Origin of the sequence: Streptomyces sp. NBC_00104 (assembly GCF_045160825.1) — a bacterium.
Classification (GTDB): Bacteria; Actinomycetota; Actinomycetes; order Streptomycetales; family Streptomycetaceae; genus Streptomyces.
Map to the genome: position 1 here is coordinate 5,992,256 of NZ_CP108215.1, position 22,719 is coordinate 6,014,974.

Sequence of the window (22,719 nt, forward strand, 5' to 3'; positions counted from 1 at the left end):
AAGGCGTTCACTCGGGTGACCGCCGCGCCTTCCGGTGGTCGGCGGCCGATCCGCCCGGCCACCGTGGGCGCTCCTCAACAGGCCTTCCCGGCAAGCGGGTTCACGTTCTCGGCGGGACGCCTGGGCGCACGAAGCAGCCGGCCGGCCCCCGGAGTGTGCGGGGGCCGGCCGGCTGTGTGGGCTGCGGGGATCAGGCCGTCGTCAGCAGTGTGGTCAGGACGTCGCGCAGGGCGGACTCGGCGTCCGGGACCGGCCCGGGCGACCGCCAGGCCACGAACCCGTCGGGCCGGACGAGTACGGCGCCACCGGGCGTCGTCCCGTGGGCGGCCGCCCAGTCCGCGTCGCCCTCGGGGGTCAGTTCGGCAGCGGATGCCCTGCCGAACCGGTACGGGACCAGGGGGACGGACATCGCCTCGGCCAGGCGCAGGGCGGCCTCGTGCCAGCCGCCCGGCCCCTCGGCGTCGGCCTCGGCATCGGCGTCGGCGTCGCTGAGCAGGACGAGCGAGCGTTCGTAGAGGTCCAGCGTGGAGATGCGTTCGCCCCGGTGCCGTACCGCCATGTGGGGCGCCCTGCTGCCGGGTTCGCCGGACAGGTCGAGGCGTTCCGGGACGACCGGGGTCGCGGGGTCGGTGCCGAGGACGGCGCCCTGCGGATAGCGGTAGCCGAGGGCCACGTTGAGGATGCCGCGCTGCGGGCCGCCGCCACCGCCGACGCCCGGAGCCGGGGCGAACCCGGGGTGGCTGTGCTCCACCGACCGGGCGGCGGCGCGGGCGCTGGTCGCCTCCGCCACCGGGCGGCGCTCGGCGTCGTACGTGTCCAGCAGGCCCGCGCCGGCCCAGCCGCCGAGCACCGCCGCCAGCTTCCAGGCGAGGTTGTGCGCGTCCTGGATACCGGTGTTGGAGCCGAAGGCCCCGGTGGGGGACATCTCGTGGGCCGAGTCGCCGGCCAGGAAGACGCGTCCCGACCGGTAGCTGCGGGCGACCCGCTGGGCGGCGTGCCAGGGGGCCTTGCCGGTGATCCGGACGTCGAGGTCGGCGACCCCGGTCGCGCGGCGGATGTGCTCGGCGCACCGCTCCTCGGTGAACTCCTCCAGGGTTTCGCCGTGTTCGGGGTGCCACGGGGCGTGGAAGACCCAGTTCTCCCGGTTGTCCACGGGCAGCAGCGCCCCGTCGGCGTCCGGGTTCGTCAGGTAGCAGACGATGAAGCGGCGGTCGCCCACGACCTCGGCGAGGCCTCGGGAGCGGAAGGTGACGCTGACGTTGTGGAACAGGTCGCCGGGGCCGCTCTGGCTGATGCCGAGCTGTTCGCGGACGGGGCTGCGGGGGCCGTCGGCGGCGACGAGGTAGTCCGCGCGGAGGGTGGTGTGCTCGCCGGTCTCCCGGCTCTTGACGATCGCGGTGACGCCGGAGGCGTCGCTGTCGAACGACAGCAGTTCGGTGCCGTACCGCAGATCGCCGCCGAGTCGTTCGGCGTGCTCGAACAGCACCGGCTCCAGGTCGTTCTGGCTGCACAGGCACCACGAACTGGGGCTGAACCGGGCCAGTCCGCCGCCCGCGTCGATCTCCTTGAAGAGCCACTCGCCCGCGTCGCCGACCAGGGTGGGCGTCTGCAGGATGCCGTGGTTGTCCGCCAGCGTGGCGGCGGCCTGCCGGATGCCGCCCTCGACGCCGGCCGCCCGGAACAGCTCCATCGTGCGGACGTTGTTGCCCCGGCCGCGCGGATGGATGGAGGTGCCGGAGTGCCGCTCCACGAGTGTGTGCCGCACCCCCAGCCGGCCCAGGAACACCGAGGTCGACAGGCCCACGAGGGACCCGCCGACGATGAGGACCGGAACGTGGTGGGCCGGGTTGCCGGTGGGATCGGTCCGATCAGGGCTCTGTTTCATCGCTTGCATCGCTCAACTCCAGCGCGTCGTGTCCGCCGACTCGGCCGCATAGGGCCGGGGGCTTCATCCATGCCCCGCGCCACGAACCCGGGACCGGGCTTCACCCGCTTAGGGGCCCTGATTCGCTCAGGTACTCGGGTGGAAGTGAGTACACGCGCTCTGGTCGGCGAAGGGGCGTGCCGAGAGGCTGGGGGGCATGCGACCAGGACTCCTGAAATCCCTTCCTCAGCCGCTGTCGACGCTGGTGACGGCCGTGGCATCACTGACCCTGTGGGCCGTCTGGCTGGGCTGGGACCAGCACCGCGACGTGCATCCTGACGGTTCGTCGACCGGCCCGTACGAGGCGTGGCAGGTGATCGGCCTGGTGCTGACCCTGCTGCCGTCGGTGTACTGGGCGGCGTCCCGGCGGCACATCACGGGCGCCGTCGTCGGCACCACGGCCGGCCTGACCGTCGCCTCCTTCTACGACTGGTCGGACGACGCCAGCGGCCTCTACGGCGTCGGTGTCACGCTGGTCATGCTGGGGACGGCCGCCGTGACCACGGGCCTCTCCTTCCTGATCGCGTCCATCGGGCGGCGGCCTCAGCCGGCGGCACCCGTCACGGCGTAGGCCTCGGGGTCGAACCGCGCCAGCCGCCGGCGCATCCGGCCCGTCGACCAGGGCCAGCTGAAGCTGTTGAGGCCGTTGTCGTCGAGGTAGTAGCTGGAGCAGCCGCCCGCGTTGTAGACCGTGGACGGCAGCGCCTGCTGGACCTCGGCGCGGAAGGCGGCCTGCACCTCGGGCCGTACGTCCATGCCGGCCCAGCCGGCCGAGCGGACGTGCCGCACCGCCCCTGCCACATACTCCAGTTGCGCTTCGAGGACCGCGTACGCGGAGGAGTGCCCGGTGCCCAGGTGCGGCCCGAGGAGGACGAACGCGTTGGGGAAGCCGCTGACGGTGGTGCCGAGATAGGCGTCCGGGCTGCCCTTCCAGTGGCCGTCGAGGCTGGTGCCGTCGGCGTCGAACACGCGTTGGGCGATGGGCATGTCGAGGATGTGGAAGCCGGTGCCCAGGATGATCGTGTCGACGTCCGCGCCGCTGCCGTCGGCGCCGATGACCCGACCGCCCTCGACGGCCTTCACCGCCGTGGCGTGCACGGTGACGTTGGACCTGGTCAGGGCGGGATAGTAGGTGTTGGAGAGCAGGAGCCGCTTGCAGCCCAGGGTGTAGTCGGGGGTCAGCGCCCGCCTCAGGTGGGGGTTCTTGATGGTGGCTCGGAGATGGAGGGTGCCCACCTTCTGCACCGCCCGCAGGAGAGCCGGGTGGCGGAAGCCCACGCCGAGGGCCTCCAGCGCCGCGTACTCCGTTTTCCGCAGCGCCCGTTGAGCACCGGGGACGTTCCGCAGCAGCCACCGTTCGGCACGCGGCACCGGGTGGTCCGGCTTGGGCAGCACCCACTGGGCGGTGCGCTGGAACAGGTGCAGCCGGCCGACGCGGGGCTGTATCGCCGGCACGAACTGCACGGCCGAGGCGCCGCTGCCGACGACGGCCACGCGGGCGCCGGTGAGGTCGTGGTCGTGGCGCCAGCGCGAGGAGTGGAAGATCTCGCCGGGGAAGTCGGCGAGGCCCGGTATGTCGGGCAGCAGCGGTTCGTGCCAGGGGCCGGCCGCCGAGATCAGGAACCGGGCCGTGTAGTGGTCGCGGCTGGTCTCGACGTGCCAGCGGGCGTCGGCGGGGTGCCACCGCGCCCGGGTGACCTCGGTGCCGAAGCGGATGAGCGGGGTGATGCCGTACGCGGTCGCCGTGTCGCGGAGGTAGGCGCGGATCTCCGGCTGGCCGGCGAAGGCCCGCGTCCACTCCGGGTTGGGTGCGAACGAGTAGGAGTACAGGGCGGAGGGCACGTCGCAGGCGCAGCCCGGGTAGGTGTTGTCCCGCCAGGTGCCGCCCAGGTCGTCCGCCTTCTCGACGAGGACCAGGTCGCGCACCCCCGCCTCGCGCAGCTTGACGGCCGCCCCGATCCCGGAGAGACCGCTGCCGATGATCAGCGCCTCGACGTGGTGGGTCTCGCGGGTGACGGTCCCGGTCGGGCTCTCGGGGCTCTCGGGGCGGCTTTCGGGACTGTCGGCGCTTTCGAGGGGCGGCATCTCAGGCTCCTGACCGGGCGTCGGCGGTGGCGTCGGGGGTGTCGGTGGCGTCGGTGGCGTCGGTGGTGTCGGGGGTGTCCACGGCCTCGCGGACGAGGGCGCGTGTGGTGCGCAGGGAGGTCTCCAGGACCGTCAGGCGACGCCGGGGGTCCATGAAGTTGCCGCCCAGCACCTCCAGGTCGGCGGCGGCGGGCTCGATCCGGACGACCCGGGTGCCCGCCGCCCGCAGCGCGGCGCACTCCGCGTCGAGCGTGCGGGTCATGACGCGGCGCAGCAGCGCCTCCGCGCGGCCGAGTCCTCGGCGCGGTCCGGGGGAGCGGGAGCTCATCGGCGCGATGACGTACACCTCGTCGAGTCCGCTCGGGATCAGGAGGTCGGCGGACGCGGTGGAGAGGATGCCGCCGTCGGCGTAACGCCGGCCCCCGACGCGTACGGGCGGGAACCAGCCCGGCACCGCCCAGGACGCCCGGAGCGCGTCCCGCAGGGCGGCCGGCCGGGTGTCGGGGTGTCCGAAGACCGTACGGCGGCCCGTGTCGAAGTCCGTGGCCACCAGCCAGGTCGCGGGATGCCGGACCCACTGTCCGGGAGGCGTCAGAGCGTCCGCGAGGGTCGCCAGCCGGCGCGCGTCGCCGCGGCCTTGGGGCAACAGGCCGGACAGCCCGGCCAGGGCGGGAGCGGTACGGCCCAGCGCGTGGCGCGCCAGCCGGGGTGATCCGGGGAAGGCCGCGGGCCGGGGCGGAAGCGGCCGGGGCGGGGAGGCGAAGTGCCGGAGGAGTTCCGGACGGGCGTCCCGTTGCCCCAGCTGCGCGGCCAGCAGCTCCGCCACGCCGAGGCCGGCACCGAGCATCGCCGCCACCTCCGCTCCGGCGGAGGTGCCCACCAGGACCTCGGCCTCGCGCGGGTCCCATCCCGTGGCCCGCTGGAGCGAGTGCAGGGCGCCGATCGTCCAGGCCGCGCCGAGCGTTCCGCCGCAGCCCAGGACGAGTCCTCGGGAAGGGGGCCTTCGGGAAGGGGCCGTTCGCGTGCCCGTCGCGGTCACTGGGGGTCTCCGCCCATTCGGGGTACCGGCGAGATCCGGATACCGAAGAGATCCGGATACTAGCGGTATCCGAAATCCTTGGACAGGGCCTGCCGGAGATAAGATCCGAGGACCCCGAGGACCCCGAGAACGCCCGGAACCCCGAGAACGCCCGGAACCCTCGAGAACTCAGGGAACTCAGGGAACTCCGGGAACCCCCGAGAACTGCGACCGCGAACGGGAGAGGGAGCGAGACATGGCCCGCCTCAGCCGCGTCGAGAGTCAGGAGCGCACGCGCGAGCGGCTCGTCGCCACCGCGCGGCAGCTGTTCCTCTCCCACGGGTACGCCGCCACCTCGCTCAGCGACGTCGCGGAGACGGCCGGCTTCTCCAAGGGCGCCGTCTACTCCAACTTCCGCGGCAAGGGCCATCTGTGCCTCGCCGCTCTCGACGACATCCGGGCCGAACAGCTGACGCTGCTCACGGACGCCGTCATGGGCGAGGCCGGGATCGACGACCGCCTGGCGGCCTTCGCCGCGTGGGCCGAGGCGCACATCGGCGACGAGGCGTGGACCACGCTGGAGGTCGAGTTCCTCACCAGCGCGCGTCACGACGACGAGCTGCGGAGCGAGATCACGGTTCGTGTGGCCGCGATCCGCGAGGTCCTGGCCCAGCTGCTCGACGCGCTGGCCCGGGAGCTGGGCGTTGCCCCGGCCATGCCCGCAGACCGGGCCGCGATGACGCTGCTCAGCCTGGGGATCGGCCTCGGCGTCCAGCGCGTCGCCGACCCGACCGTGCCCACCGCCGTCCTGACCGAGACCCTGCGGCTCGTCCTGCGGATGAGTGACGCGGGGACCCCGGTGTGACCCCGCGACGCCAAGGTCACGCCTCAGGCGCCTGACACCCGGGTCAGGCCCGTCCGTGCGGGTCAGGCCCGTCCGTGCGGGTCAGGCCCGTCCGTGCGGGTCAGGCCCGTCCGTGCGGGTCAGGCCCGTCCGTGCGGGTCAGGCCCGTCCGTGCGGGTCAGGCCCGTCCGTGCGGGTCAGGCCCGTCCGTGCGGGTCAGGCCCGTCCGTGCGGGTCAGGCCCGTCCGTGCGGGTCAGGCCCGTCCGTGCGGGTCAGGCCCGTCCGTGCGGGTCAGGCCCGTCCGCGCGGGTCAGCTCCGTCCGCGCGCGTCAGGCCCGTCCGCGCGACTCCGCCGCGCGGCGCGCCAGCGAGTCGAAGACCACCGCGACGAGCAGCACCCCACCGGTGATCATGAACTGGACGGCGGGCTGGACCCCCAGCAGCGCCATGCCCGAGGCGATCGACTGGATGATGAGCACCCCCAGCAGCGCGGACCAGGCCGAGCCACGGCCGCCGAACAGGCTGGTGCCCCCGATGACGGCGGCGGCGATGGCGTTGATCAGCAGCATGCCGGAGCCCGGGACCTGGGTCGCCGAGGTGAGCCGCGACGCGACGAACAGACCGCCCACCGCGGCCAGGGTCCCGGACACCAGGAACACCGAGATCCGTACGCGCGCCACGTCGACACCGGACCGCCGGGCCGCCTCCGCACCGCTGCCCAGCGCCAGGACCTGCCGGCCGGCCACCGTGCGGCGCAGCAGGAGGTCGGAGGCGACGATGACCCCGAGGAAGATCAGCAGCGCCAGCGGCAGGCCCTCGAACCGGTCCAGCACATAGACCGTGGCGACCGCGACCACCGCGAGGAGTGCCGTACGCACCCAGATCTCGCCCCTCGCCCGGTACGGCATCCCGGCGGCGGCGCGACGCCTGCGGTCGCGCCGGCACAGGAGGAGGTACGCGGCCGGCCCGAGCGCGGCCAGGCCGTAGGTGAGGAGGGGGGCGCTGAAGTAGCGGCTGGTCAGCTCGGCGACGAGCCCGTCGTCGCTGAAGCTGATGGAGCTCTCCGGCCCCAGCAGATAGAGCATCAGGCCGTTCCAGGCCAGCAGGCCCGAGAGGGTGACGACGAAGGCGGGTACGCCGATCTTGGTGAAGATGAACCCGTGGGCCGCCCCGGCCGCCGCGCCGCAGAGCACCGCGATGAACACGGCGAGCCCTTCCGGCATGCCGTGGTTGACGTTCAGTGCCGCGAACATGGCGCCGGAGAGGCCGGCCAGCGAGCCCACCGACAGGTCGATCTCGCCGATCAGCAGCACGAAGACGACGCCGACGGCGACCATGCCGGTCCCGACGATCTCCACGCTGAGGACGGACAGGTTGCGCGGCGAGAGGAAGTTCTCGTTGAGGCTCTGGAAGACGATCCAGGTCACGGCGAGGGCGAGCAGGGCCGGGGCCGGGCCCAGCTCACCTTCGTGCAGTCTGCGGCGCGCGGCCTGCGCGTACGCCCTGAGGCGCTCGTCGTGCCATGGGTGCCCGCCTTCCCGCGGGCTCCCCGTCTCCTTCGCCTTCCGCCACCGCCCCCACCTCACGGCCATGTCTCCTCCGGGTCGGTCGGGCGGTGGTTGGCGGCGTTGTCCACCGCGCCGGTGATGGAGGAGATGATCTGTTCCTGCGAGGTGGTGCTCACGTCGAAGAGGCCGTTGTTGCGGCCCAGGCGCAGAACGGCGATCCGGTCGGCCACGGCCTTGATGTCCCCCATGTTGTGGCTGATGAGGAGCACCCCGGTGCCCCGGTCGCGCAGCTCCTCGATGAGGTCGAGGAGCTGGTTGGTCTGTTCGAGGCCGAGGGAGGCGGTGGGCTCGTCGAGCAGGAGCAGCCGGGGCGCGCTGACGAACGAGCGGGTGATCGCGACGACCTGGCGCTGTCCGCCGGAGAGGGTGGCGAGCGGCACCCGTACGTCGGGGATGCGGATGGACAGGGTGCGCAGCAGCTCACGGGTGCGGCGCTCCATCTCCACCTCGTCGAGGATGCCGTACCGGTGGATCTCCCGGCCGAGGAAGAGGTTGCCGACGACGTCGAGGTTGCCGCACATCGCGAGGTCCTGGTAGACGGCGGCGATCCCGAGGAGCTGGGCGTCCTGGGGGCGCCGGATCTGGACGGCGGCGCCCTCCCACTCGATGACGCCCCGGTCGGCGGGGCCCACCCCGGAGATCACCTTGACCAGGGTGGACTTCCCGGCGGCGTTGTCGCCCACCAGGGCGACCACCTCCCCGGCCCTGATCTCCAGTTCGACGTCCACCAGGGCCTGGACGGCGGCGAAGCGTTTGGAGACGCCGCGCAACGCCAGCAAGGGCTGAACCACCGGGCCACCTCCTGATGGGGCTCAGGGTGCTGATGAAGCTCATGAGCCTCATGGGCTGAGTCCGGCCTTGTCGCAGGCGGGCCGGAGCTTCGGGGTGCAGATCTGGTCGATCGTGTACATACCGTCCTTGACCAGAGTGTCCTCGATGTTGTCGGCCGTCACCGAGATCGACGGGAGCAGGACCGCCGGAACGTCCTTCGTGGTGGGGCTGTCGACGGTGCCGGTGGCGATGGAGTCGATCGGCTCGTCGCGTCCCAGGGCGACCGCCATCTCCGCGGCGGCGTCGGCCGCGGGCTTGAACGGCTTGTAGATGGTCATGTACTGGCTGCCCTGGACGATGCGCTGCACGGCCGCGAGGTCGGCGTCCTGTCCGGTGACCGGGGGCAGTGGCCGCACCGCGCTGGCGTTGAGGGCGGAGACGACGGCGCCGGCGAGGCTGTCGTTGGCGGCCAGCACGCCGTCGATGTTGTTCGCGCCCAGGGCGGCGATGGCGCCGGCCATGTTGACGTAGCCGTTCTCCGGCCGCCAGCCGACCGTGTCGTAGGACTTGCCGATCTTCACCTTGCCCTCCAGGACGGAGAGCGCCCCGCGCTTGTACCAGCCGGCGTTGGGGTCGGTCGTGGCGCCGTTCATCATGACGATCTGGCCGCCGTCCGCCTTCGTGCCCATGGCCTTCAGCAGGGCCTCGGCCTGGAGCTTGCCGACGGTCTCCCCGTCGAAGGTGACGTAACCGGAGATGGGTCCCTCGGCGAGCCGGTCATAGGCGACGACCGGGATGCCGGCCCGGTCCGCGGCCTCGACCGACGAGCGCAGCGCCTTGGCGTCGACGGCGGCGACGATCAGGACGTCCACGCCTTTGGTGATCATGGCGTCGAGCTGCTGCCGCTGGACCGCCGGTTCGGACGTGGCGGCGACGGTCGCCGCCGGACAGTCCGGGCAGAACTCCTTCAGCTTCTTCTCGATCAGGGGTCTGTCGAACTGCCCGAAGCGAGAGGCTCCGCCACCCGGGAGCAGCACGCCGACGGTGAGGCTGTCACCCCCGCTCCCGCCGTCCCCGCCACCACCACACGCTCCGGTCAGGACCAGACCGACGGCCACCACGACCGCCGCCCCCGCCCGACCGAGAGACCTACGCTTCACGGCCCGAAGGCCCACGCCGAGACCCATTTTCGGTTCCTTAGGGAAATTTGACCGATCTTATCCCGCTATGGACGACTCTCGTCCAGCGTAGCCAAGCGGCCGGTGGCCGGTCGTCTCCGAGGTTGCGGTGCTCGGTTCCGGCCCTGAGCATGGGCTCGGGGGAGCGGTGACAGAGCCCTTCGGAGGGCAGCCATGATGTTTTCCGCGGTCCGGTCCGCCGGTCGTCGTCGGACGAGGCGCACGCGACCGGTGCGCGGGCGACCGGCATGACCGCCGCCGACCACCCCCCGCGCTGCCTGGTCACCGGTGCCACCGGCTACCTGGGGGGCAGGCTGGTGCCGGAGTTGGTGGGCGCCGGGTTCTCGGTGCGCTGTCTGGCCCGTTCGCCCGGGAAGCTGCGGGACCATCCGTGGGCCGGGCAGGTGGAGGTCGTGCGCGGGGACGTGACGGACGCGGAGTCCGTGCGCGCGGCCATGGAGGGCGTCGACATCGCGTACTACCTCGTACACGCGCTGGGCACCGGGCGGGGTTTCGAGGAGACCGACCGGCGCGCCGCGAGGATCTTCGGCGAGCAGGCGCGTGCCGCCGGAATCCGGAGGATCGTCTACCTCGGCGGGCTGACCCCTGCCGGCGTACCCGAGGACGAGCTCTCCCCCCATCTGCGGTCCCGCGCCGAAGTGGGCCGCATCCTCCTGGCCTCGGGTGTGCCGACCGCCGTGCTGCGGGCAGCCGTGATCATCGGGTCGGGTTCGGCCTCGTTCGAGATGCTGCGCCATCTGACCGAGCGGCTCCCCGCCATGGTGACGCCGAGCTGGGTGCGCACCCGCATCCAGCCCATCGCCGTCCGCGACGTGCTCCGCCTCCTCGTGGGGTGCGCGCGGCTGCCGGACGACGTGAACCGGACCTTCGACATCGGCGGACCGGATGTCGTCACGTACGAGGAGATGATGCGGCGGTACGCCGTCGTCGCCGGGCTGCGGAAGCGTGCCATCGTCCCCGTTCCGCTGCTCACCCCCCGGTTGTCCAGCCTCTGGGTCGGTCTGGTCACCCCGGTGCCGGGCGCCCTCGCGCGCCCGCTGGTCGAGTCACTGAAACACGAGGTGGTCTGCGCGGAGCGGGACATCGTCCGTTACGTGCCGGACCCGCCGGAGGGCCCGGTCACCCTCGACCGGGCGATCCGGCTGGCCCTGCGGCGCGTACAGGACGCGGACGTGGCCACCAGGTGGTCCTCGGCCTCGGCTCCCCGCGCCCCCAGCGACCCGCTGCCGACCGACCCGGACTGGGCGGGCGGCAGCCTCTACACGGATCACCGCGAGCGCACGGTGGCGGCGTCGCCGGAGGCGCTGTGGCGGGTGGTGGAGGCGATCGGCGGCGAGAACGGCTGGTACTCCGCGCCGCTGGCCTGGTCCCTGCGGGGCTGGCTGGACATGCTGGTGGGCGGTGTCGGTCTGCGCCGGGGCCGCCGGGACGCCACCCGGCTGCGGGTCGGCGACAGCCTGGACTTCTGGCGGGTGGAGGAGATCGAGCCGGGCCGGCTGCTCCGGCTGCGCGCGGAGATGCGGCTGCCCGGCCTGGCCTGGCTGGAGATGACCGTCGACCGGGATCCACAGGGACGCACGGTCTACCGGCAGCGGGCCCTGTTCCATCCGCACGGCCTGGCCGGACACGCCTACTGGTGGAGCGTGGCCCCCTTCCACGCCGCGGTCTTCGGCGGCATGGCCCGCAACATCGCCACCGCGGCGGAATCGACCGCCCCCGAACCGACCCGTACGCCCCACTGACCGGGCGCGAACCGGTACGAACGGATGAACGAGCGAGTGGACTGGCGAACGAACGAACGAACGAACGGACGAACGGCCGGGCCCCGCGTCCGGCAGTGACACCGTGAGGTGCTCCCACGCCGCGTGCGCGTGTTCCCCGACGACGCGCAACCGGGTGATGACCGCGACGCAGCGCCCCTGCTAGTCGTCGAGTTCGAGTTCTCGTTCGGGTGCCGAGGCCGGGCCGTGGGCGGCGGCCGTGGAGCGGGCGAGGTGGCAGGTCCGTACACCCGCGAGGCCGATCCCCACGGAGCCGCCCGCGCCCGCCGCGAACACGCGACCGCCGACGGTCCGGCCGGTGACGTGGACGGGGCCGCCGCATGCCCGCATGCCCGCACGGCCGCCGGGCCGCCGGGCCGAACACCGCGACGTCGATGGGCGGTCCGACGGAGCGGGCGTGGTCGAGGACCGCGGGCACGACAGCGGCCTCGATCGGCCGGTGCCCGCCGCCGTAACGCTCGGACGCCTCACGCCGGGCGGCCCCGCCGTCCGCCAGGACCGCGTCGAGCCAGGCGAGTTGGTCGCCGTCCTCCCACGCCGACACCTGAGGGCCGCCGGGGCGGCGGGCCCCGGTCCGGACCGTCCGCGCCAGTCCGGCCGACAGGCGGCCCCCTCGGAGAACAGCCGCCCCTGGTGCACGGTCCGGCCGACCCGTCGATCAGCCGCGCGATGCCGTTCCGCCGCCCGTGGTATCCCTCGAAACGCGTGACCGCGAACGGCGTGATGGTCCGTCATGCTCAGCGGTCCGCGCCAGCCGGTGAAGCGCTCGCGGCAGGTCTGACTTCCACCGCCCCTGTGTGCCCGGTACGTATGCGCTCCGCTGTGCCCCGCACGTATGCGCTCCGCTGTGCCCTGCACGTTTGCGCTCCGCCGTGGTCACGAGGCCGCACCCCCGACTCCGTATACCGAACCGCCTATACGGAGCGCACATATATGGAACGCACATATCCGGATCGTACGTACATCCAAGCCCGTGTCGAGTGCGTCTTACAGGCAAGTCCGCTGCCGGCAAAGGCAGTTCACCGCGCCTGGAGGATCCGATGCACCGACGCCTCGTCATCTCCGTCATCACGGCCGCCCTGTGCGGCACCACGCTCGCCGGCACCGCCACGTCCGCCTCCGCCGCACCTCAGGCCGTCGACTGTCGCAAGGTGAAGTGCGTCGCCCTCACCTTCGACGACGGGCCGGTCGCCGACACCCAGCGGCTGCTGCGCATCCTGAACGACCACAAGGTCAGAGCGACTTTCTACGCCGTCGGCACGAACGTCCAGAGGAACCCGTCGACGGTGCGTGCCGCGGCGCTCGCCGGCCACCAGATAGGCAACCACAGCTGGGACCACGCCAATCTGACCAAGCTCAGCGCCGCGAAGATCAAGTCGCAGCTCGCCCGCACGGACACGGCGATCAAGCAGGCGACCGGCAAGAAGCCCACCACCGTCCGCGCCCCCTACGGCGCCCACAACGCGACGGTTCGCTCGGCCGCCGGGCGACCGCTGGTGCACTGGAGCGTCGACACCCTCGACTGGAAGTACCGCGATTCCGCCCGGATCATCAAGTACGTCAACGCGGAGACCAGGCCCGGGGACATCGTCCTCCTGCACGACATCCACCGGACGACGGTCGACGCCGTGCCGGGCATCATCAAGGCCCTCACGGCACGCGGCTTCCATTTCGTGACCGTCGACCAGCTCTTCGCCCCGGCCAAGCTGCCCACCGGAAAGGTCACGTACCACAACCGCGGCGCCTACCGGCCGTGACCGGCGCGATGGCAGTCCTTACGCGGCAGGCCGCCTGAACCCCCGGTCGCGTCAGCCCGTGTGCACGGCTCGCCGGGGTCGCGGGCCGGCCCGCGCCACATGATCAGCTGGAACCGGCGACGGAACTGCCGGGCGCTTCGTGTCCGGCACGGCGGCGGTACTCGGCGTTGATCCGCTGGGCTTCCTCGAGCTGGTCCTCGAGGATGACGATGCGGCAGGCGGCCTCGATGGGGGTGCCCTTGTCGACGAGTTCGCGGGCGCGCGCCGCGACCCGCAGCTGGTAGCGGGAGTACCGGCGGTGTCCGCCCTCCGAGCGCAGCGGAGTGATCAGCCGGGCCTCGCCGAGGGCTCTGAGGAAGGCCGGGGTGGTGCCGAGCATCTCGGCGGCCCGCCCCATCGTGTATGCGGGGTAGTCGTCGTCGTCCAGACGATTACCGAGGGGGTTATCTGCTGTCATGTCACCTCGTAGTACAACGCGTCGAGGGGCCCTGGCGCCGTACGGCACCAGGGCCCCGAAGGAAATTCAACACCATCTGTCGGCTCTCGTGCTCTGCCGACCTTCTGCTTCCGCTACCAGCCCTTCAGAAGGGGGGTGCGGGGATCGCGGCTGCCTGACCGGGGACCACCTTCCAATCCGGGGTCTTGCGGTACCCGGGCCGAGCGCATTCGGGCCGGGCGATCCTGATGGCGTCTGCTCCTCCGTCCTTCTCTGAACCAACGGCTCCAGAGCCGTACTGACCTGTGTGTTTCGTGTACTGCAACCCCGCCAGTTCGTGTCTGCCGGGTTTCGCTCGACTCGTTTCGACGAGAAGAAGACTAACCGCGCTGCCGCCCAATGTCTACTGTGGCGAGAACAGATTTCAGCCCTCTGGGGGACCAGATAGCCTGTGACCTGCGACAACGGGTGGCGGAACCCGTCACGGTCGGTGGTCCTGAAGGGACGGGCACACGACGGAAGGGCCCTGCCGACGCGCGTCGGCAGGGCCCTTCCGGGATCTTGATGGCGGCTGAGCGCCTGATCTCTCTACGTCTACGCGTCCAGAGCGGCGCCGCCGAGCAGTGCCGACGCGGTCTGGAGCGCGGTGGCCGCAGGCGCGGGCGCGGCCCTGAGGTGGTCGTGACAGGTGAAGCCGAGGCGGGTCATGGCCCGGACGACTTCGCCGCTGGTGAAGTCGCGGCTGTCCTGTCGGGTGATGACCTGCCCCACCTGCTTGACGGGATAGCGGCGGCGGCCGATGGTCACGGACTCACCCGTGATCAGTCCGGGCGTGACGCCCTTCATCAGGGCCAGCACTCCGTCCTTGGTCAGGTCGAACGGGTACCGGGCGATGACACAGCGCATGATGCCCCCACAGGGAGAAGGAGAACGGGCTGATCCGGGCGGAGAGGGATCAGCGGGAGAGGGCGAGGACGCCCGGGGCCCGGAGGCGCCCCCCGGCCGCGACGGGCCGGGGGACGGGCGGGGTGAAGGAGCCGTCGAGGACGTCCCGGAGACGCAGCCGGTCCGTGTACGCGGAACTGGTGCGGTGAACGCCGAGTTCGGCCCGGGTGATCGAGCCCGTGCGCTGGTCGTCGCCGTCGCACAGGAGGAGGTACTCGACACGGGCACCGGCCATGACGGCCAGGGCGACCTCGATGGTCATGTCGTCCCGGACCCGGAGGCCGGACGCGTCCATGTCGTCGACCACGGTCATGTGGGAGAGGTCCGCCTGGTGTCGCAGTGGCCGAACCGGTGTCAAATCTGCCTCCTCGGAGATGGGTGAGCTTCTTGCGGCGCCCAGACGACGCCTGGGCGATGCCCAGGCTGCCCGGGCAGCCTGGGCGACGCCTCTAGGCCGCGGTGTCGAAGGCGGGCCGTCGCGCGCTGCGCCGCCGCCCCGCCTGCGCCTGTCCGGTGGTGCGCCCCTGGGAGGGGTTGCCGCGGCGGCCCCGGGACGAGGAGGCCGCGGAGCGGCGGGCGGGTGCCGCGGGGGGCGCCGTGACGACGACCGGGACACCGGAAGGGGCCTGGGCGCCGGTGATGCGGGTCAGCTCTTCCTCACCGGACCGCACGGAGGTGATCTGCGGCGCGATGCCGGCCGAGGCCATCAGCCGGCTCATGCCGCGGCGCTGGCCGGGTGTCACGAGGGTCACGACGCTGCCGGACTCGCCGGCACGGGCGGTACGGCCGCCGCGGTGCAGGTAGTCCTTGTGGTCGGCCGGCGGGTCCACGTTGACGACCAGGTCGAGGTTGTCGACGTGGATGCCACGGGCGGCGACGTTGGTCGCCACCAGGACCGTCACATGGCCGGTCTTGAACTGCGCGAGGGTTCGGGTGCGCTGCGGCTGGGACTTGCCGCCGTGCAGAGCCGCGGCGCGGACGCCGCTGTTCAGCAGGTGCTGGGTCAGCCGGTCCACGGCGTGCTTGGTGTCCAGGAACATGATCACCCGGCCGTCCCGCGCCGCGATCTCGGTGGTCGTCCGGTGCTTGTCCGCTTCGTGCACGTGGAGCACGTGGTGCTCCATCGTGGTGACCGCACCCGCCGACGGGTCGACGGAGTGGACCACCGGGTCGGTCAGGTAGCGGCGGACGAGCAGGTCGACGTTGCGGTCCAGGGTGGCCGAGAAGAGCATCCGCTGCCCGTCGGGGCGCACCTGGTCGAGCAGGGCGGTGACCTGGGGCATGAAGCCCATGTCGGCCATCTGGTCGGCCTCGTCCAGGACGGTGATGTCGACCTGGTCCAGTCGGCAGTCGCCGCGGTCGATGAGGTCCTTGAGCCGCCCGGGCGTCGCGACGACGATCTCGGCCCCGGTGCGCAGCGCCCCGGCCTGCCTGCCGAGGGACATGCCGCCGACCACGGTGGCCAGCCGCAGCCGCACGGAGCGGGCGTACGGGGTGAGGGCGTCGGTCACCTGCTGGGCGAGCTCGCGGGTGGGGACGAGGACCAGGGCGAGCGGCTGTCGCGGTTCCGCGCGCCGGCCGACCGTACGGGCCAGCGTCGCGAGGCCGAAGGCGAGGGTCTTGCCCGACCCGGTACGGCCGCGGCCGAGCACGTCACGTCCGGCGAGGGAGTTCGGCAGGGTGGCGCCCTGAATGGGGAACGGCGTGGTCACGCCCTGCTGGCCGAGCGCGGCCAGCAGCGGGGCCGGCAGGGCGAGGTCGGCGAACGACTCGACGGCGGGCAGCGCGGGCGTGGTCGTCACCGGCAGCGCGAACTCGCCCTGGGGCGCGGTCGGGCGGCGGTCGTAGCCCTTGGAACGCCGCGGAGCCGACGAGCGCTGGGGGGCGGAGCCCCGGGAGCGGTCGTAGCCACCGCCGGAACGGTCGTAGCCACCGCCGGAGCGGGTGGAGCCACCGGTGGGGCGGTTGGAGCGGGTGGAGCGGGGGGTGCGTGCGCGGTTCAAGCGGAACCTTCCTCGATGTGAGCACGTGGGCACGTAGCAAGGAATGTCCGCAGCTGAAATGAACGGCGCAGAGAATCGCGAGAACGAGCCGGATGAAGATGGGCGCCGATTCGGATCGACGGGGAATGCGTCACCGTGCGTGTGCTGGTGGGGCTGTCCCGTCGTGCGCCCTGAAAAGCAGCGAGCCGGGGCCCGCACCCCTAGGTGCGGGCCCCAGCTGCGATGTATGCGTTGCTGCGGTGTCAGGCGGGAACGATGTTCTCGGCCGTCGGGCCCTTCTGGCCCTGAGCGATGTCGAAGGACACCTTCTGGCCTTCCTGCAGCTCGCGGAAGCCCTGGGTGGCGATGTTCGAGTAGTGGGCGAAGACGTCGGCGCCGCCGCCGTCCTGCTCGATGAAGCCGAAGCCCTTTTCCGCGTTGAACCACTTCACGGTGCCAGTAGCCATGTCATTTCTCCTTCGGAGACGATTTCCGGAATTCGCCCTGTGCGGATTCCGCGTCGCCGTGCTGATTAACCGTCGGAAAAATGAACCTTCTGGCAACCACACCTGCAACTGAGATCGACATTAGCACGGTGTCATCGGCCCCGTGCGGTCAACAATTCCGATCCGCTCGGCGGTCCAGGAATACTCGCCGCGCACCGCCTCTATTTCTCATCCCGCGACCACAGATATTGATCCGCGCCCGTACGGTGTTCCCGCCGGGCGGTTCCGGCCGCAGCGCCATGACCTCCGCCGATGGGCCGTGCGCCACCGTCGTCGGCACCGGCGCACGGGACGGCGGCGCACGCGCCGAGACCTCACTACGGCGATTAAGGTCACACAGGCCCGAAGGGGCGACGCGAGGCCGGCGAGCCTGGGGCCTGTCGTTCGGCGGTCCAGGTGATGTGCGGGGGCTCGACCCGTGCGCACAGGGGCCCGCCCTGCGCGTCGGTCAGGCCGAGGCGTCCGACCAGCAGCCCGTCGCGAGCGGCGGTGGCGAGGATGTCGGCGGGGACGACGTCGAGCATGAGTTTGGCGCGGCGGAACATCGTGAAGGTGCCCGACTCGTCGACCGTGCCCCACGACAGGTAGATGAACCGCCGGCCCAGACGGTCCTGCACATGGGGGCCGGTGACCTCGGTGCCGGTCGGCGAGGTGCTCGTGGCGCACTCCAGGGTCCAGGTCGCGGACGGTGCGTCGCCGGGCTGTGGGTCGAGGAGTTCGGCCGGGCGGTCGCGGCGTTGCACGGCGACGTGGATGTTGCCGTACGCGGGGGCTCTGCCGTCCGCGGAGGCGGGGCGGGTGAGGCCGGGCAGGTCGACGGCGTCGATGCGGATGCGCATGACGCCCATCATCCCGCCGTCGCGGCCCGGTGGTCGTCGCGGACGGTGGCCGTGATGCCGCCGTCGAGATGCCGCCCGCGACCGGAGCGAGCTTCGCCACTTTCTGGAACCGATTGTGTTCGCCCCGTTGACACTCCGCACATCCCCTCTTACTGTCGCGCAGACATTCCGACCGTGTGACGAGATTTCGAACGATGGGAAAGCCGAGTGCCCTGCGTATCACCGGAACCAGCGCACACGCGGCCGGGACGCCGTGGCGCGGCCTGACCCACGTCCAGGGGTCGAGCAACGTGCCGGGCGAGCTGGTTCGCGATGAGCTCGGAGAGTGCCGTCCGCTGTTCACCGCCGCTGAAGCGGGTGCGCCGCGCCCCGACGACCTCGGCGCCGCGCGCGCGTCCACGAGGCCGCTGAGCGGATTCCCCGCGGGCTCACCCCGCCCGCTCCACCGCTTTCCCCAGCGACGTCTGGTTCGCCGTCATCCTCTCAACGACGACAGGAACAGGGAACGATCACCATGCTCAGTCGAAGAGCCGCCCTCGCCGCAATCGCCGGAGCGGTGTCCCTCGCCCTCACCACGACCGCCTGCGGCGGCCAGGAGAGCGAGGCCAGTTCCGAGCGCGGCACGATCGGTATCGCCATGCCGACCCGTGCCTCCGAGCGGTGGCTCACCGACGGCAAGAGTGTCGTGGACGACCTGCAGGACAAGGGGTACAAGACCGAGCTGCTCTACGGCGACGACAGCCCGAAGACCCAGGTCTCGCAGATCGAGAAACTGATCAAGCAGGGCGTCGACGCACTGATCATCGCGGCCATCGACAACAAGTCGCTGAACGGTGTGCTCCAGCAGGCCGCCGCCGCGGAGATCCCGGTGATCTCCTACGACCGGCTCATCCTCGGCTCCAAGAACGTCGACTACTACGTCTCGTTCGACAACGAGCAGGTCGGCCGGCTCCAGGCCCGCCACATCATCGACAAGCTCGGCCTGGAGGACGGCGAGGGGCCGTTCAACATCGAGCTGTTCGCCGGCTCCCCCGACGACAACAACACCAAGTTCTTCTTCGACGGCGCGATGCACCTTCTGCAGCCGTACATCGACAGCGAGCAACTGGTCGTCCGGTCCGGTCAGACCGCGCTCGACGAGATCACCACGCTGCGCTGGGACGGGCCCACCGCGCAGAAGCGCATGACCGAGGTCCTCGCCAAGTCGTACGGGAGCGCGCAGGTCGACGCGGTCCTGTCGCCGTACGACGGCATCTCCATCGGCATCCTGAACGCGCTGAAGGCGGACGGCTACGGCTCGGCCGGCAAGCCCCTCCCGGTGATCACCGGCCAGGACGCCGAACTGGCCTCGGTGAAGTCGATCATCGCGGGCGAGCAGTCGCAGACCGTCTACAAGGACCTCCGTCAGCTCGCCGAGCGGGCCGCGTACATGGCCGACGACATACTCAACGACAAGACGCCGGAGCTGAACAACAGAAGGGCCTACAAGAACGGCGTCAAGGCCGTGCCCGCCTACCTGCTCCAGCCGATCAGCGTCGACAAGAGCAACTACGAGTACATCCTGCTCGGGAGCGACTACTACACAGCCGAGGACCTCAAGTAACCGCCCCTCACGGGCGCCCCCCGGCGAGTGACCCGGATCACTTCCGAAGGCCGATCACTTCTCCCGCCTCCACCGGTCATGACCACGGAGTCGACGGAGTCGTTCGACCGGCCGAGGAAAGGACGCGACCGACATGACCGCACCTGTGAAGGGCCCCGCCGGCTACTTCCCTTCGATCGAGAAGAAGTACGGCCGTCCGGTGGCGGAGTGGAAGGACCTGATCCGGGCCTCGTCGCTGACCAGGCACATGGAGCTCGTCTCCTGGCTCAAGAACGAGCACGGCCTCGGACACGGCCACGCCAACGCGCTCGTGGCCCACACGCTCGCCGAACAAGCCGGCAGGTGAACCGCTCACGGTCGGGTTCGAGCGGGAGCCTCGGCGCGCCGGGCGGGCGGAGCGCCTGAGGGAACCTGAGGGAATGGGTGCCGTACGCGGGGTACCCGGCGCGTTGTCCGGCCGGCTCGGCGAGGCCGACGTGGGGAACTCCGTGCGGAGAGGGGCGACGACGCGTGCAGACCTTCCTGCCCTATCCAGGTTTCCGGGCCTCGGCGCTGGTCCTGGACCCTCGCCGGCTGGGCAAGCAGCGGGTCGAGGCCCTGCAGGTCCTTCGCGGCCTCATCCTGCCGGGCTACGGGTGGCGTCGGCATCCGGCCGTGCGCATGTGGGCGGGATACGAGGAGGCGCTGGTCCGGTACGGCCTGGAGGTCTGCCAGGTGTGGTCCGAGCAGGGCCATCGGGACAGCTGCGCGGCCACGCTGGTCGCCGACCTCGCGGAGTTCCGCCCCGACGCGCCGATACGTGACCAGCCGCGACTGGCGGCCGCCGGGGAACTGCCTCCCTGGCTCGGCGACGACACCTTTCACCGCAGCCACCGGTCGGCGCTGGTACGCAAGGACCCGGTCACCTACACACCGGCCTTCCCAGGCGTGCCGGACGATCTGCCGTACGTCTGGCCGGCATCCGACCGGAGCGGGGACTCGCCTTCCGGCCGGAGAGGCGACTCACGTGCCGACCGGAGCGGCGACTTACGTGCCGACCGGGGAGGTGACTCGCGTGCCGGCCGGGGAGGCGACTCGCCTTCCGACCGGAGCGGTGACTCACCTACCGGCGGGAGCCACAGCCCCGCGCGGTAGGCCGGCACCGCTCCCGTCGGCCATCGAACGGCCCTCCGGTCTCGTGGGCGGGACGCGTCCGGGTGGACGCGGCACCCTTTCTTCTTCACGTCCCTCGTCACGCGAAGCGCCTGCGGTGTGTGTACGGCCCTGCGCCCGGACTTCTCGCTGCGGACCTGGTACTGCGGGTCCTGGGCGGAGGCGTCGACGGTGCGTCCGGCCGCCGCGGTCCTCTCGGTGATCTTCTTCTCGACCCTGCCCGTGGCCTCGGCCCCGTGACTCCTCCACGACACCCGGTCGCCCCTGCGCGGTCGCTGTTTCCCGGACACGGGACACCTCCCGTCGCTCACGCTCACCTCGCGAGTGCCCGGGCGAACCATGCGGAAACGAACGCCCGAAAGCGGAGGTGCTTCGATGGGCCGATCACGCGTGTCGGGTCGAGTGTGGCGCAGGTCACGGGAAGTCGGTGCGGTGTGCCGGACAGCTCATGGGTGTGAGCACTCATATGCGAACCCGGGTACGGGCCGGGGATTCGAGCGCGTTCGCCGAGCTCTTCGACGACTACGCCCGCGCTGTCTACAACCATGCCTTCCGGCTGACCGCGGACTGGTCGACGGCCGAGGACGTGATGGCCGCGACCTTCATGGAGGCGTGGCGCCTGCGGGACAGGGTCGACCCGGAGGGCGGTTCCCTGCGGCCGTGGCTGCTGGGCATCGCCACCAACACCGCGCGCAACCAGTACCGGAGCAACCGGCGGTACCGGGCGGCGGCGCAGGCGGCCGCGGCGGCCGAACTGTCGGTGCCCGACCACGCCGAGGAGGTGGCGGACCGCCTCGACGGCCGGCAGCGCCTCGCGCAGGCGCTCACGGCCCTGGCGTCACTGCGCCGTCCGGAGCGCGAGGTCATCGTGCTCTGCCTGGGGGAGGGCCTGGACTACGAGGCCGCGGCGGAGGCGCTCGGCATTCCGGTCGGTACGGTCGCCTCCCGCCTCTCCCGTGCCCGCAAGAAGCTCCGCAGGAAGGCCGAGGCCGCCCTGGCCCTACCTCAACTGCCAAGCCGTAGAAGGCACTTGGGAGGGGAGGCCGCGGCGACAGCGCTTGAGAGAAATCTCGGGGAAAGTCCCGGGAAACGGGAAGTCGGCAGCCCCCGCAGACAGACAAGAGGCGATCACGCACACGCGATCCGGCCCGCACAGGAAGGAAACCGATGACCGCGAACACGTCCCGGCAGAACGCTGCCGAGTCTGCAGAGGGCGCACAGCTCTTCGACCGGACGACGCGCGACCTGCCGCCGGGCCGTCACCAGTTCCACAAGGAGCGCATGATGGCCCAGATTCACGAGACCCAGGCGGACGAGCGCGCGGCGACGAAGCCGGCCGCCCCGGCGAAGACCCGGCGCTTCCGGCTGCCGCGCCCCGCGATCGCCCTGCCCGCACTGGCCGCGGCCCTCGCCGGGGTGGTCGTCGTCGGGGTGGCCGCGTCCGGTGGCGGCACCGGGGTCGAGGACGGCGGCCTCGCCAGCGGACCGGCCCTGACCACCACCGTCGGCACCGCCACGACCAAGGGCGTACCGCAGCTGCTCGACCAGATCGCGCTCACGGCGGCCGAGGGGGAGCACCCGGCCGTCAAGCCCGGCCAGTACATCTACATCGAGTCCAAGACGTCCAGCATCTTCCTGAAGACCGTCGACGACAGGACCACCCTGGCCAGCCACGCGCTGCACACCCGCCAGGTGTGGGAGTCGCCGGACGGCACCAAGGGCTGGCTGATCGACCCCGCGGTCAACGACAGCCCCGAGGGCGAGACCCTGAGCCTCCCCGACGAGCAGGGCAACACCCCGCAGGCGTACCTGAACGCCCCGTCGTACGACTACCTGGCCAAGCTGACCACCGACCCCGACGCCCTGCTGGCCAAGATCTACAAGGAGACCGAGGGGGCCGGCAACTCCCCCGACCAGCAGGCGTTCACCACCATCGGTGACCTGCTCGGCGAAAGCTATCCCCCGGCGGAGCTGTCCTCGGCCCTGTTCAAGGCCGCCGCGAAGATTCCCGGTGTCGTCGTGGTCGACGACGCGGTGGACGCGGCGGGCCGGCACGGGGTGGCCGTGGCCCGGCTGGACGAGACCAGCGGTCAGCGCGAGGAGTGGATCTTCGACAGGAAGACCCACGTCTACCTGGGCGACCGCACGGTTCAGGTGAACAGGACCACCGAGGAGGGCGGTTTGATCAAGCCCGGCACGGTGGTCTTCACCAGCGCCATCATGAACCGCGCCATCGTCGACGGCATCAAGCAGACCCCGTCGCAGGACGGCTGACCTCAGGCGGTCTGTCGTCGGGGGTGATGGGGGC

21 protein-coding genes and 2 pseudogenes are annotated in these 22,719 nt (G+C 71.6%); 9 read left to right on the top strand and 14 right to left on the bottom strand.

The genetic code is table 11. The features are described 5' to 3' along the window. Nucleotides 1–190: 190 nt before the first annotated feature. Nucleotides 191–1,894: an FAD-dependent oxidoreductase gene (locus OG272_RS26375; protein WP_405895034.1), complete on the bottom strand. Its 1,704-nt coding sequence runs from the start codon at nt 1,892–1,894 to the stop codon at nt 191–193. Nucleotides 1,895–2,081: 187 nt separating this feature from the next. On the opposite strand from OG272_RS26375, the gene OG272_RS26380 reads away from it, so the two are divergent. Continuing rightward, nucleotides 2,082–2,495: a hypothetical protein gene (locus tag OG272_RS26380; RefSeq protein ID WP_328223661.1), complete on the top strand. Its 414-nt coding sequence runs from the start codon at nt 2,082–2,084 to the stop codon at nt 2,493–2,495. On the opposite strand, the gene OG272_RS26385 is transcribed toward OG272_RS26380, so the two are convergent. Both OG272_RS26385 and OG272_RS26390 read right to left on the bottom strand, forming a co-directional pair. Further along, nucleotides 2,468–4,009 (bottom strand): NAD(P)/FAD-dependent oxidoreductase, encoded by a 1,542-nt coding sequence (locus OG272_RS26385; protein WP_328223662.1) that lies wholly within the window; start codon nt 4,007–4,009, stop codon nt 2,468–2,470. The genes OG272_RS26380 and OG272_RS26385 overlap by 28 nt on opposite strands. Nucleotide 4,010: 1 nt before the next feature. Then, nucleotides 4,011–5,048: a patatin-like phospholipase family protein gene (locus OG272_RS26390; RefSeq protein ID WP_405895036.1), complete on the bottom strand. Its 1,038-nt coding sequence runs from the start codon at nt 5,046–5,048 to the stop codon at nt 4,011–4,013. A gap of 235 nt (nt 5,049–5,283) precedes the next feature. On the opposite strand from OG272_RS26390, the gene OG272_RS26395 reads away from it, so the two are divergent. Continuing rightward, nucleotides 5,284–5,892, top strand: a complete 609-nt coding sequence (locus OG272_RS26395) for a TetR/AcrR family transcriptional regulator (RefSeq protein ID WP_328223664.1) — start codon at nt 5,284–5,286, stop codon at nt 5,890–5,892. Nucleotides 5,893–6,201: 309 nt separating this feature from the next. Here the strand turns inward: OG272_RS26395 and OG272_RS26400 are convergent, their stop codons facing one another. From OG272_RS26400 to OG272_RS26410, 3 genes are read right to left on the bottom strand one after another with little or no spacing between them, the layout of a single operon-like run. Further along, on the bottom strand, nt 6,202–7,464 hold the full coding sequence (locus OG272_RS26400) for a sugar ABC transporter permease (RefSeq protein ID WP_405895037.1): 1,263 nt from the start codon (nt 7,462–7,464) through the stop codon (nt 6,202–6,204). After that, a complete protein-coding gene (locus tag OG272_RS26405; RefSeq protein WP_326580130.1) occupies nt 7,455–8,231 on the bottom strand; it encodes an ATP-binding cassette domain-containing protein in 777 nt (258 codons plus the stop codon). The genes OG272_RS26400 and OG272_RS26405 overlap by 10 nt, the downstream gene beginning before the upstream one ends. 48 nt (nt 8,232–8,279) lie before the next feature. After that, the gene (locus OG272_RS26410; RefSeq protein WP_405895039.1) at nt 8,280–9,398 is read right to left on the bottom strand and encodes a sugar ABC transporter substrate-binding protein; all 1,119 of its coding nucleotides are present in this window, start codon (nt 9,396–9,398) and stop codon (nt 8,280–8,282) included. A 239-nt stretch (nt 9,399–9,637) separates the two neighbouring features. Here OG272_RS26410 and OG272_RS26415 point away from each other — a divergent pair, with 239 nt between their 5' ends. Beyond that, entirely contained in the window at nt 9,638–11,152 is a 1,515-nt protein-coding gene (locus OG272_RS26415; protein ID WP_405895040.1) for an SDR family oxidoreductase, read from the top strand. A 180-nt stretch (nt 11,153–11,332) separates the two neighbouring features. Here the strand turns inward: OG272_RS26415 and OG272_RS26420 are convergent, their stop codons facing one another. Further along, nucleotides 11,333–11,521, bottom strand: a complete 189-nt coding sequence (locus OG272_RS26420) for a hypothetical protein (RefSeq protein WP_327728605.1) — start codon at nt 11,519–11,521, stop codon at nt 11,333–11,335. A 710-nt stretch (nt 11,522–12,231) separates the two neighbouring features. Here OG272_RS26420 and OG272_RS26425 point away from each other — a divergent pair. Next, nucleotides 12,232–12,948, top strand: a complete 717-nt coding sequence (locus OG272_RS26425) for a polysaccharide deacetylase family protein (RefSeq protein WP_327728604.1) — start codon at nt 12,232–12,234, stop codon at nt 12,946–12,948. Between the two features lie 103 nt (nt 12,949–13,051). Here the strand turns inward: OG272_RS26425 and OG272_RS26430 are convergent, their stop codons facing one another. The 6 genes from OG272_RS26430 to OG272_RS26455 all read right to left on the bottom strand — a co-directional run bounded on the left by OG272_RS26430 (nt 13,052) and on the right by OG272_RS26455 (nt 17,656). Continuing rightward, complete coding sequence (locus OG272_RS26430) at nt 13,052–13,405, bottom strand: helix-turn-helix domain-containing protein (protein WP_326580121.1); 354 nt, start codon at nt 13,403–13,405, stop codon at nt 13,052–13,054. A gap of 573 nt (nt 13,406–13,978) precedes the next feature. Beyond that, the gene (locus tag OG272_RS26435; protein WP_326580119.1) at nt 13,979–14,290 is read right to left on the bottom strand and encodes an SCO5918 family protein; all 312 of its coding nucleotides are present in this window, start codon (nt 14,288–14,290) and stop codon (nt 13,979–13,981) included. 49 nt (nt 14,291–14,339) lie between these two features. Beyond that, nucleotides 14,340–14,642: a hypothetical protein gene (locus tag OG272_RS26440; protein WP_327728603.1), complete on the bottom strand. Its 303-nt coding sequence runs from the start codon at nt 14,640–14,642 to the stop codon at nt 14,340–14,342. Between the two features lie 136 nt (nt 14,643–14,778). Next, complete coding sequence (locus tag OG272_RS26445) at nt 14,779–16,332, bottom strand: DEAD/DEAH box helicase (protein ID WP_326580115.1); 1,554 nt, start codon at nt 16,330–16,332, stop codon at nt 14,779–14,781. A gap of 242 nt (nt 16,333–16,574) precedes the next feature. Next, the gene (locus OG272_RS26450) at nt 16,575–16,778 is read right to left on the bottom strand and encodes a cold-shock protein (protein ID WP_189725621.1); all 204 of its coding nucleotides are present in this window, start codon (nt 16,776–16,778) and stop codon (nt 16,575–16,577) included. A 371-nt stretch (nt 16,779–17,149) separates the two neighbouring features. Next, nucleotides 17,150–17,656, bottom strand: a complete 507-nt coding sequence (locus OG272_RS26455) for a DUF5990 family protein (protein ID WP_326580109.1) — start codon at nt 17,654–17,656, stop codon at nt 17,150–17,152. A 514-nt stretch (nt 17,657–18,170) separates the two neighbouring features. On the opposite strand from OG272_RS26455, the gene chvE reads away from it, so the two are divergent. The 3 genes and pseudogenes from chvE to OG272_RS26470 all read left to right on the top strand — a co-directional run. Beyond that, a complete protein-coding gene (gene chvE, locus OG272_RS26460; protein WP_327728602.1) occupies nt 18,171–19,259 on the top strand; it encodes a multiple monosaccharide ABC transporter substrate-binding protein in 1,089 nt (362 codons plus the stop codon). Nucleotides 19,260–19,392: 133 nt separating this feature from the next. Continuing rightward, nucleotides 19,393–19,605: a DUF4287 domain-containing protein gene (locus OG272_RS26465; protein ID WP_327728601.1), complete on the top strand. Its 213-nt coding sequence runs from the start codon at nt 19,393–19,395 to the stop codon at nt 19,603–19,605. A gap of 164 nt (nt 19,606–19,769) precedes the next feature. Next, a pseudogene (locus OG272_RS26470) lies at nt 19,770–20,231 on the top strand (MSMEG_6728 family protein); the annotation flags it as partial. 263 nt (nt 20,232–20,494) lie between these two features. Here the strand turns inward: OG272_RS26470 and OG272_RS26475 are convergent. Further along, nucleotides 20,495–20,752 (bottom strand): annotated as a pseudogene (locus tag OG272_RS26475) (DUF2945 domain-containing protein); the annotation flags it as partial. A gap of 125 nt (nt 20,753–20,877) precedes the next feature. Between OG272_RS26475 and OG272_RS26480 the strand changes: the two are divergent. Both OG272_RS26480 and OG272_RS26485 read left to right on the top strand, forming a co-directional pair. Next, on the top strand, nt 20,878–21,582 hold the full coding sequence (locus OG272_RS26480; protein WP_327728600.1) for an RNA polymerase sigma factor: 705 nt from the start codon (nt 20,878–20,880) through the stop codon (nt 21,580–21,582). Continuing rightward, nucleotides 21,579–22,685, top strand: a complete 1,107-nt coding sequence (locus OG272_RS26485; RefSeq protein WP_326580096.1) for a CU044_5270 family protein — start codon at nt 21,579–21,581, stop codon at nt 22,683–22,685. Before OG272_RS26480 ends, OG272_RS26485 begins: the two co-directional genes overlap by 4 nt. The last annotated feature ends 34 nt before the right edge of the window (nt 22,686–22,719 follow it).

Bases quoted from the DNA above. Each gene is read 5' to 3' on its own strand.
- chvE (WP_327728602.1), top strand. From the start codon at position 18,171: ATGCTCAGTCGAAGAGCCGCCCTCGCCGCAATCGCCGGAGCGGTGTCC.
- OG272_RS26450 (WP_189725621.1), bottom strand. From the start codon at position 16,778: ATGGCTACTGGCACCGTGAAGTGGTTCAACGCGGAAAAGGGCTTCGGC.
- OG272_RS26435 (WP_326580119.1), bottom strand. From the start codon at position 14,290: ATGCGCTGTGTCATCGCCCGGTACCCGTTCGACCTGACCAAGGACGGA.
- OG272_RS26415 (WP_405895040.1), top strand. From the start codon at position 9,638: ATGACCGCCGCCGACCACCCCCCGCGCTGCCTGGTCACCGGTGCCACC.
- OG272_RS26395 (WP_328223664.1), top strand. From the start codon at position 5,284: ATGGCCCGCCTCAGCCGCGTCGAGAGTCAGGAGCGCACGCGCGAGCGG.
- OG272_RS26400 (WP_405895037.1), bottom strand. From the start codon at position 7,464: ATGGCCGTGAGGTGGGGGCGGTGGCGGAAGGCGAAGGAGACGGGGAGC.
- OG272_RS26420 (WP_327728605.1), bottom strand. From the start codon at position 11,521: ATGCGGGCATGCGGCGGCCCCGTCCACGTCACCGGCCGGACCGTCGGC.
- OG272_RS26425 (WP_327728604.1), top strand. From the start codon at position 12,232: ATGCACCGACGCCTCGTCATCTCCGTCATCACGGCCGCCCTGTGCGGC.
- OG272_RS26410 (WP_405895039.1), bottom strand. From the start codon at position 9,398: ATGGGTCTCGGCGTGGGCCTTCGGGCCGTGAAGCGTAGGTCTCTCGGT.
- OG272_RS26485 (WP_326580096.1), top strand. From the start codon at position 21,579: ATGACCGCGAACACGTCCCGGCAGAACGCTGCCGAGTCTGCAGAGGGC.
- OG272_RS26465 (WP_327728601.1), top strand. From the start codon at position 19,393: ATGACCGCACCTGTGAAGGGCCCCGCCGGCTACTTCCCTTCGATCGAG.
- OG272_RS26380 (WP_328223661.1), top strand. From the start codon at position 2,082: ATGCGACCAGGACTCCTGAAATCCCTTCCTCAGCCGCTGTCGACGCTG.
- OG272_RS26375 (WP_405895034.1), bottom strand. From the start codon at position 1,894: ATGCAAGCGATGAAACAGAGCCCTGATCGGACCGATCCCACCGGCAAC.
- OG272_RS26385 (WP_328223662.1), bottom strand. From the start codon at position 4,009: ATGCCGCCCCTCGAAAGCGCCGACAGTCCCGAAAGCCGCCCCGAGAGC.
- OG272_RS26480 (WP_327728600.1), top strand. From the start codon at position 20,878: ATGCGAACCCGGGTACGGGCCGGGGATTCGAGCGCGTTCGCCGAGCTC.
- OG272_RS26430 (WP_326580121.1), bottom strand. From the start codon at position 13,405: ATGACAGCAGATAACCCCCTCGGTAATCGTCTGGACGACGACGACTAC.
- OG272_RS26440 (WP_327728603.1), bottom strand. From the start codon at position 14,642: ATGACCGTGGTCGACGACATGGACGCGTCCGGCCTCCGGGTCCGGGAC.
- OG272_RS26455 (WP_326580109.1), bottom strand. From the start codon at position 17,656: ATGCGCATCCGCATCGACGCCGTCGACCTGCCCGGCCTCACCCGCCCC.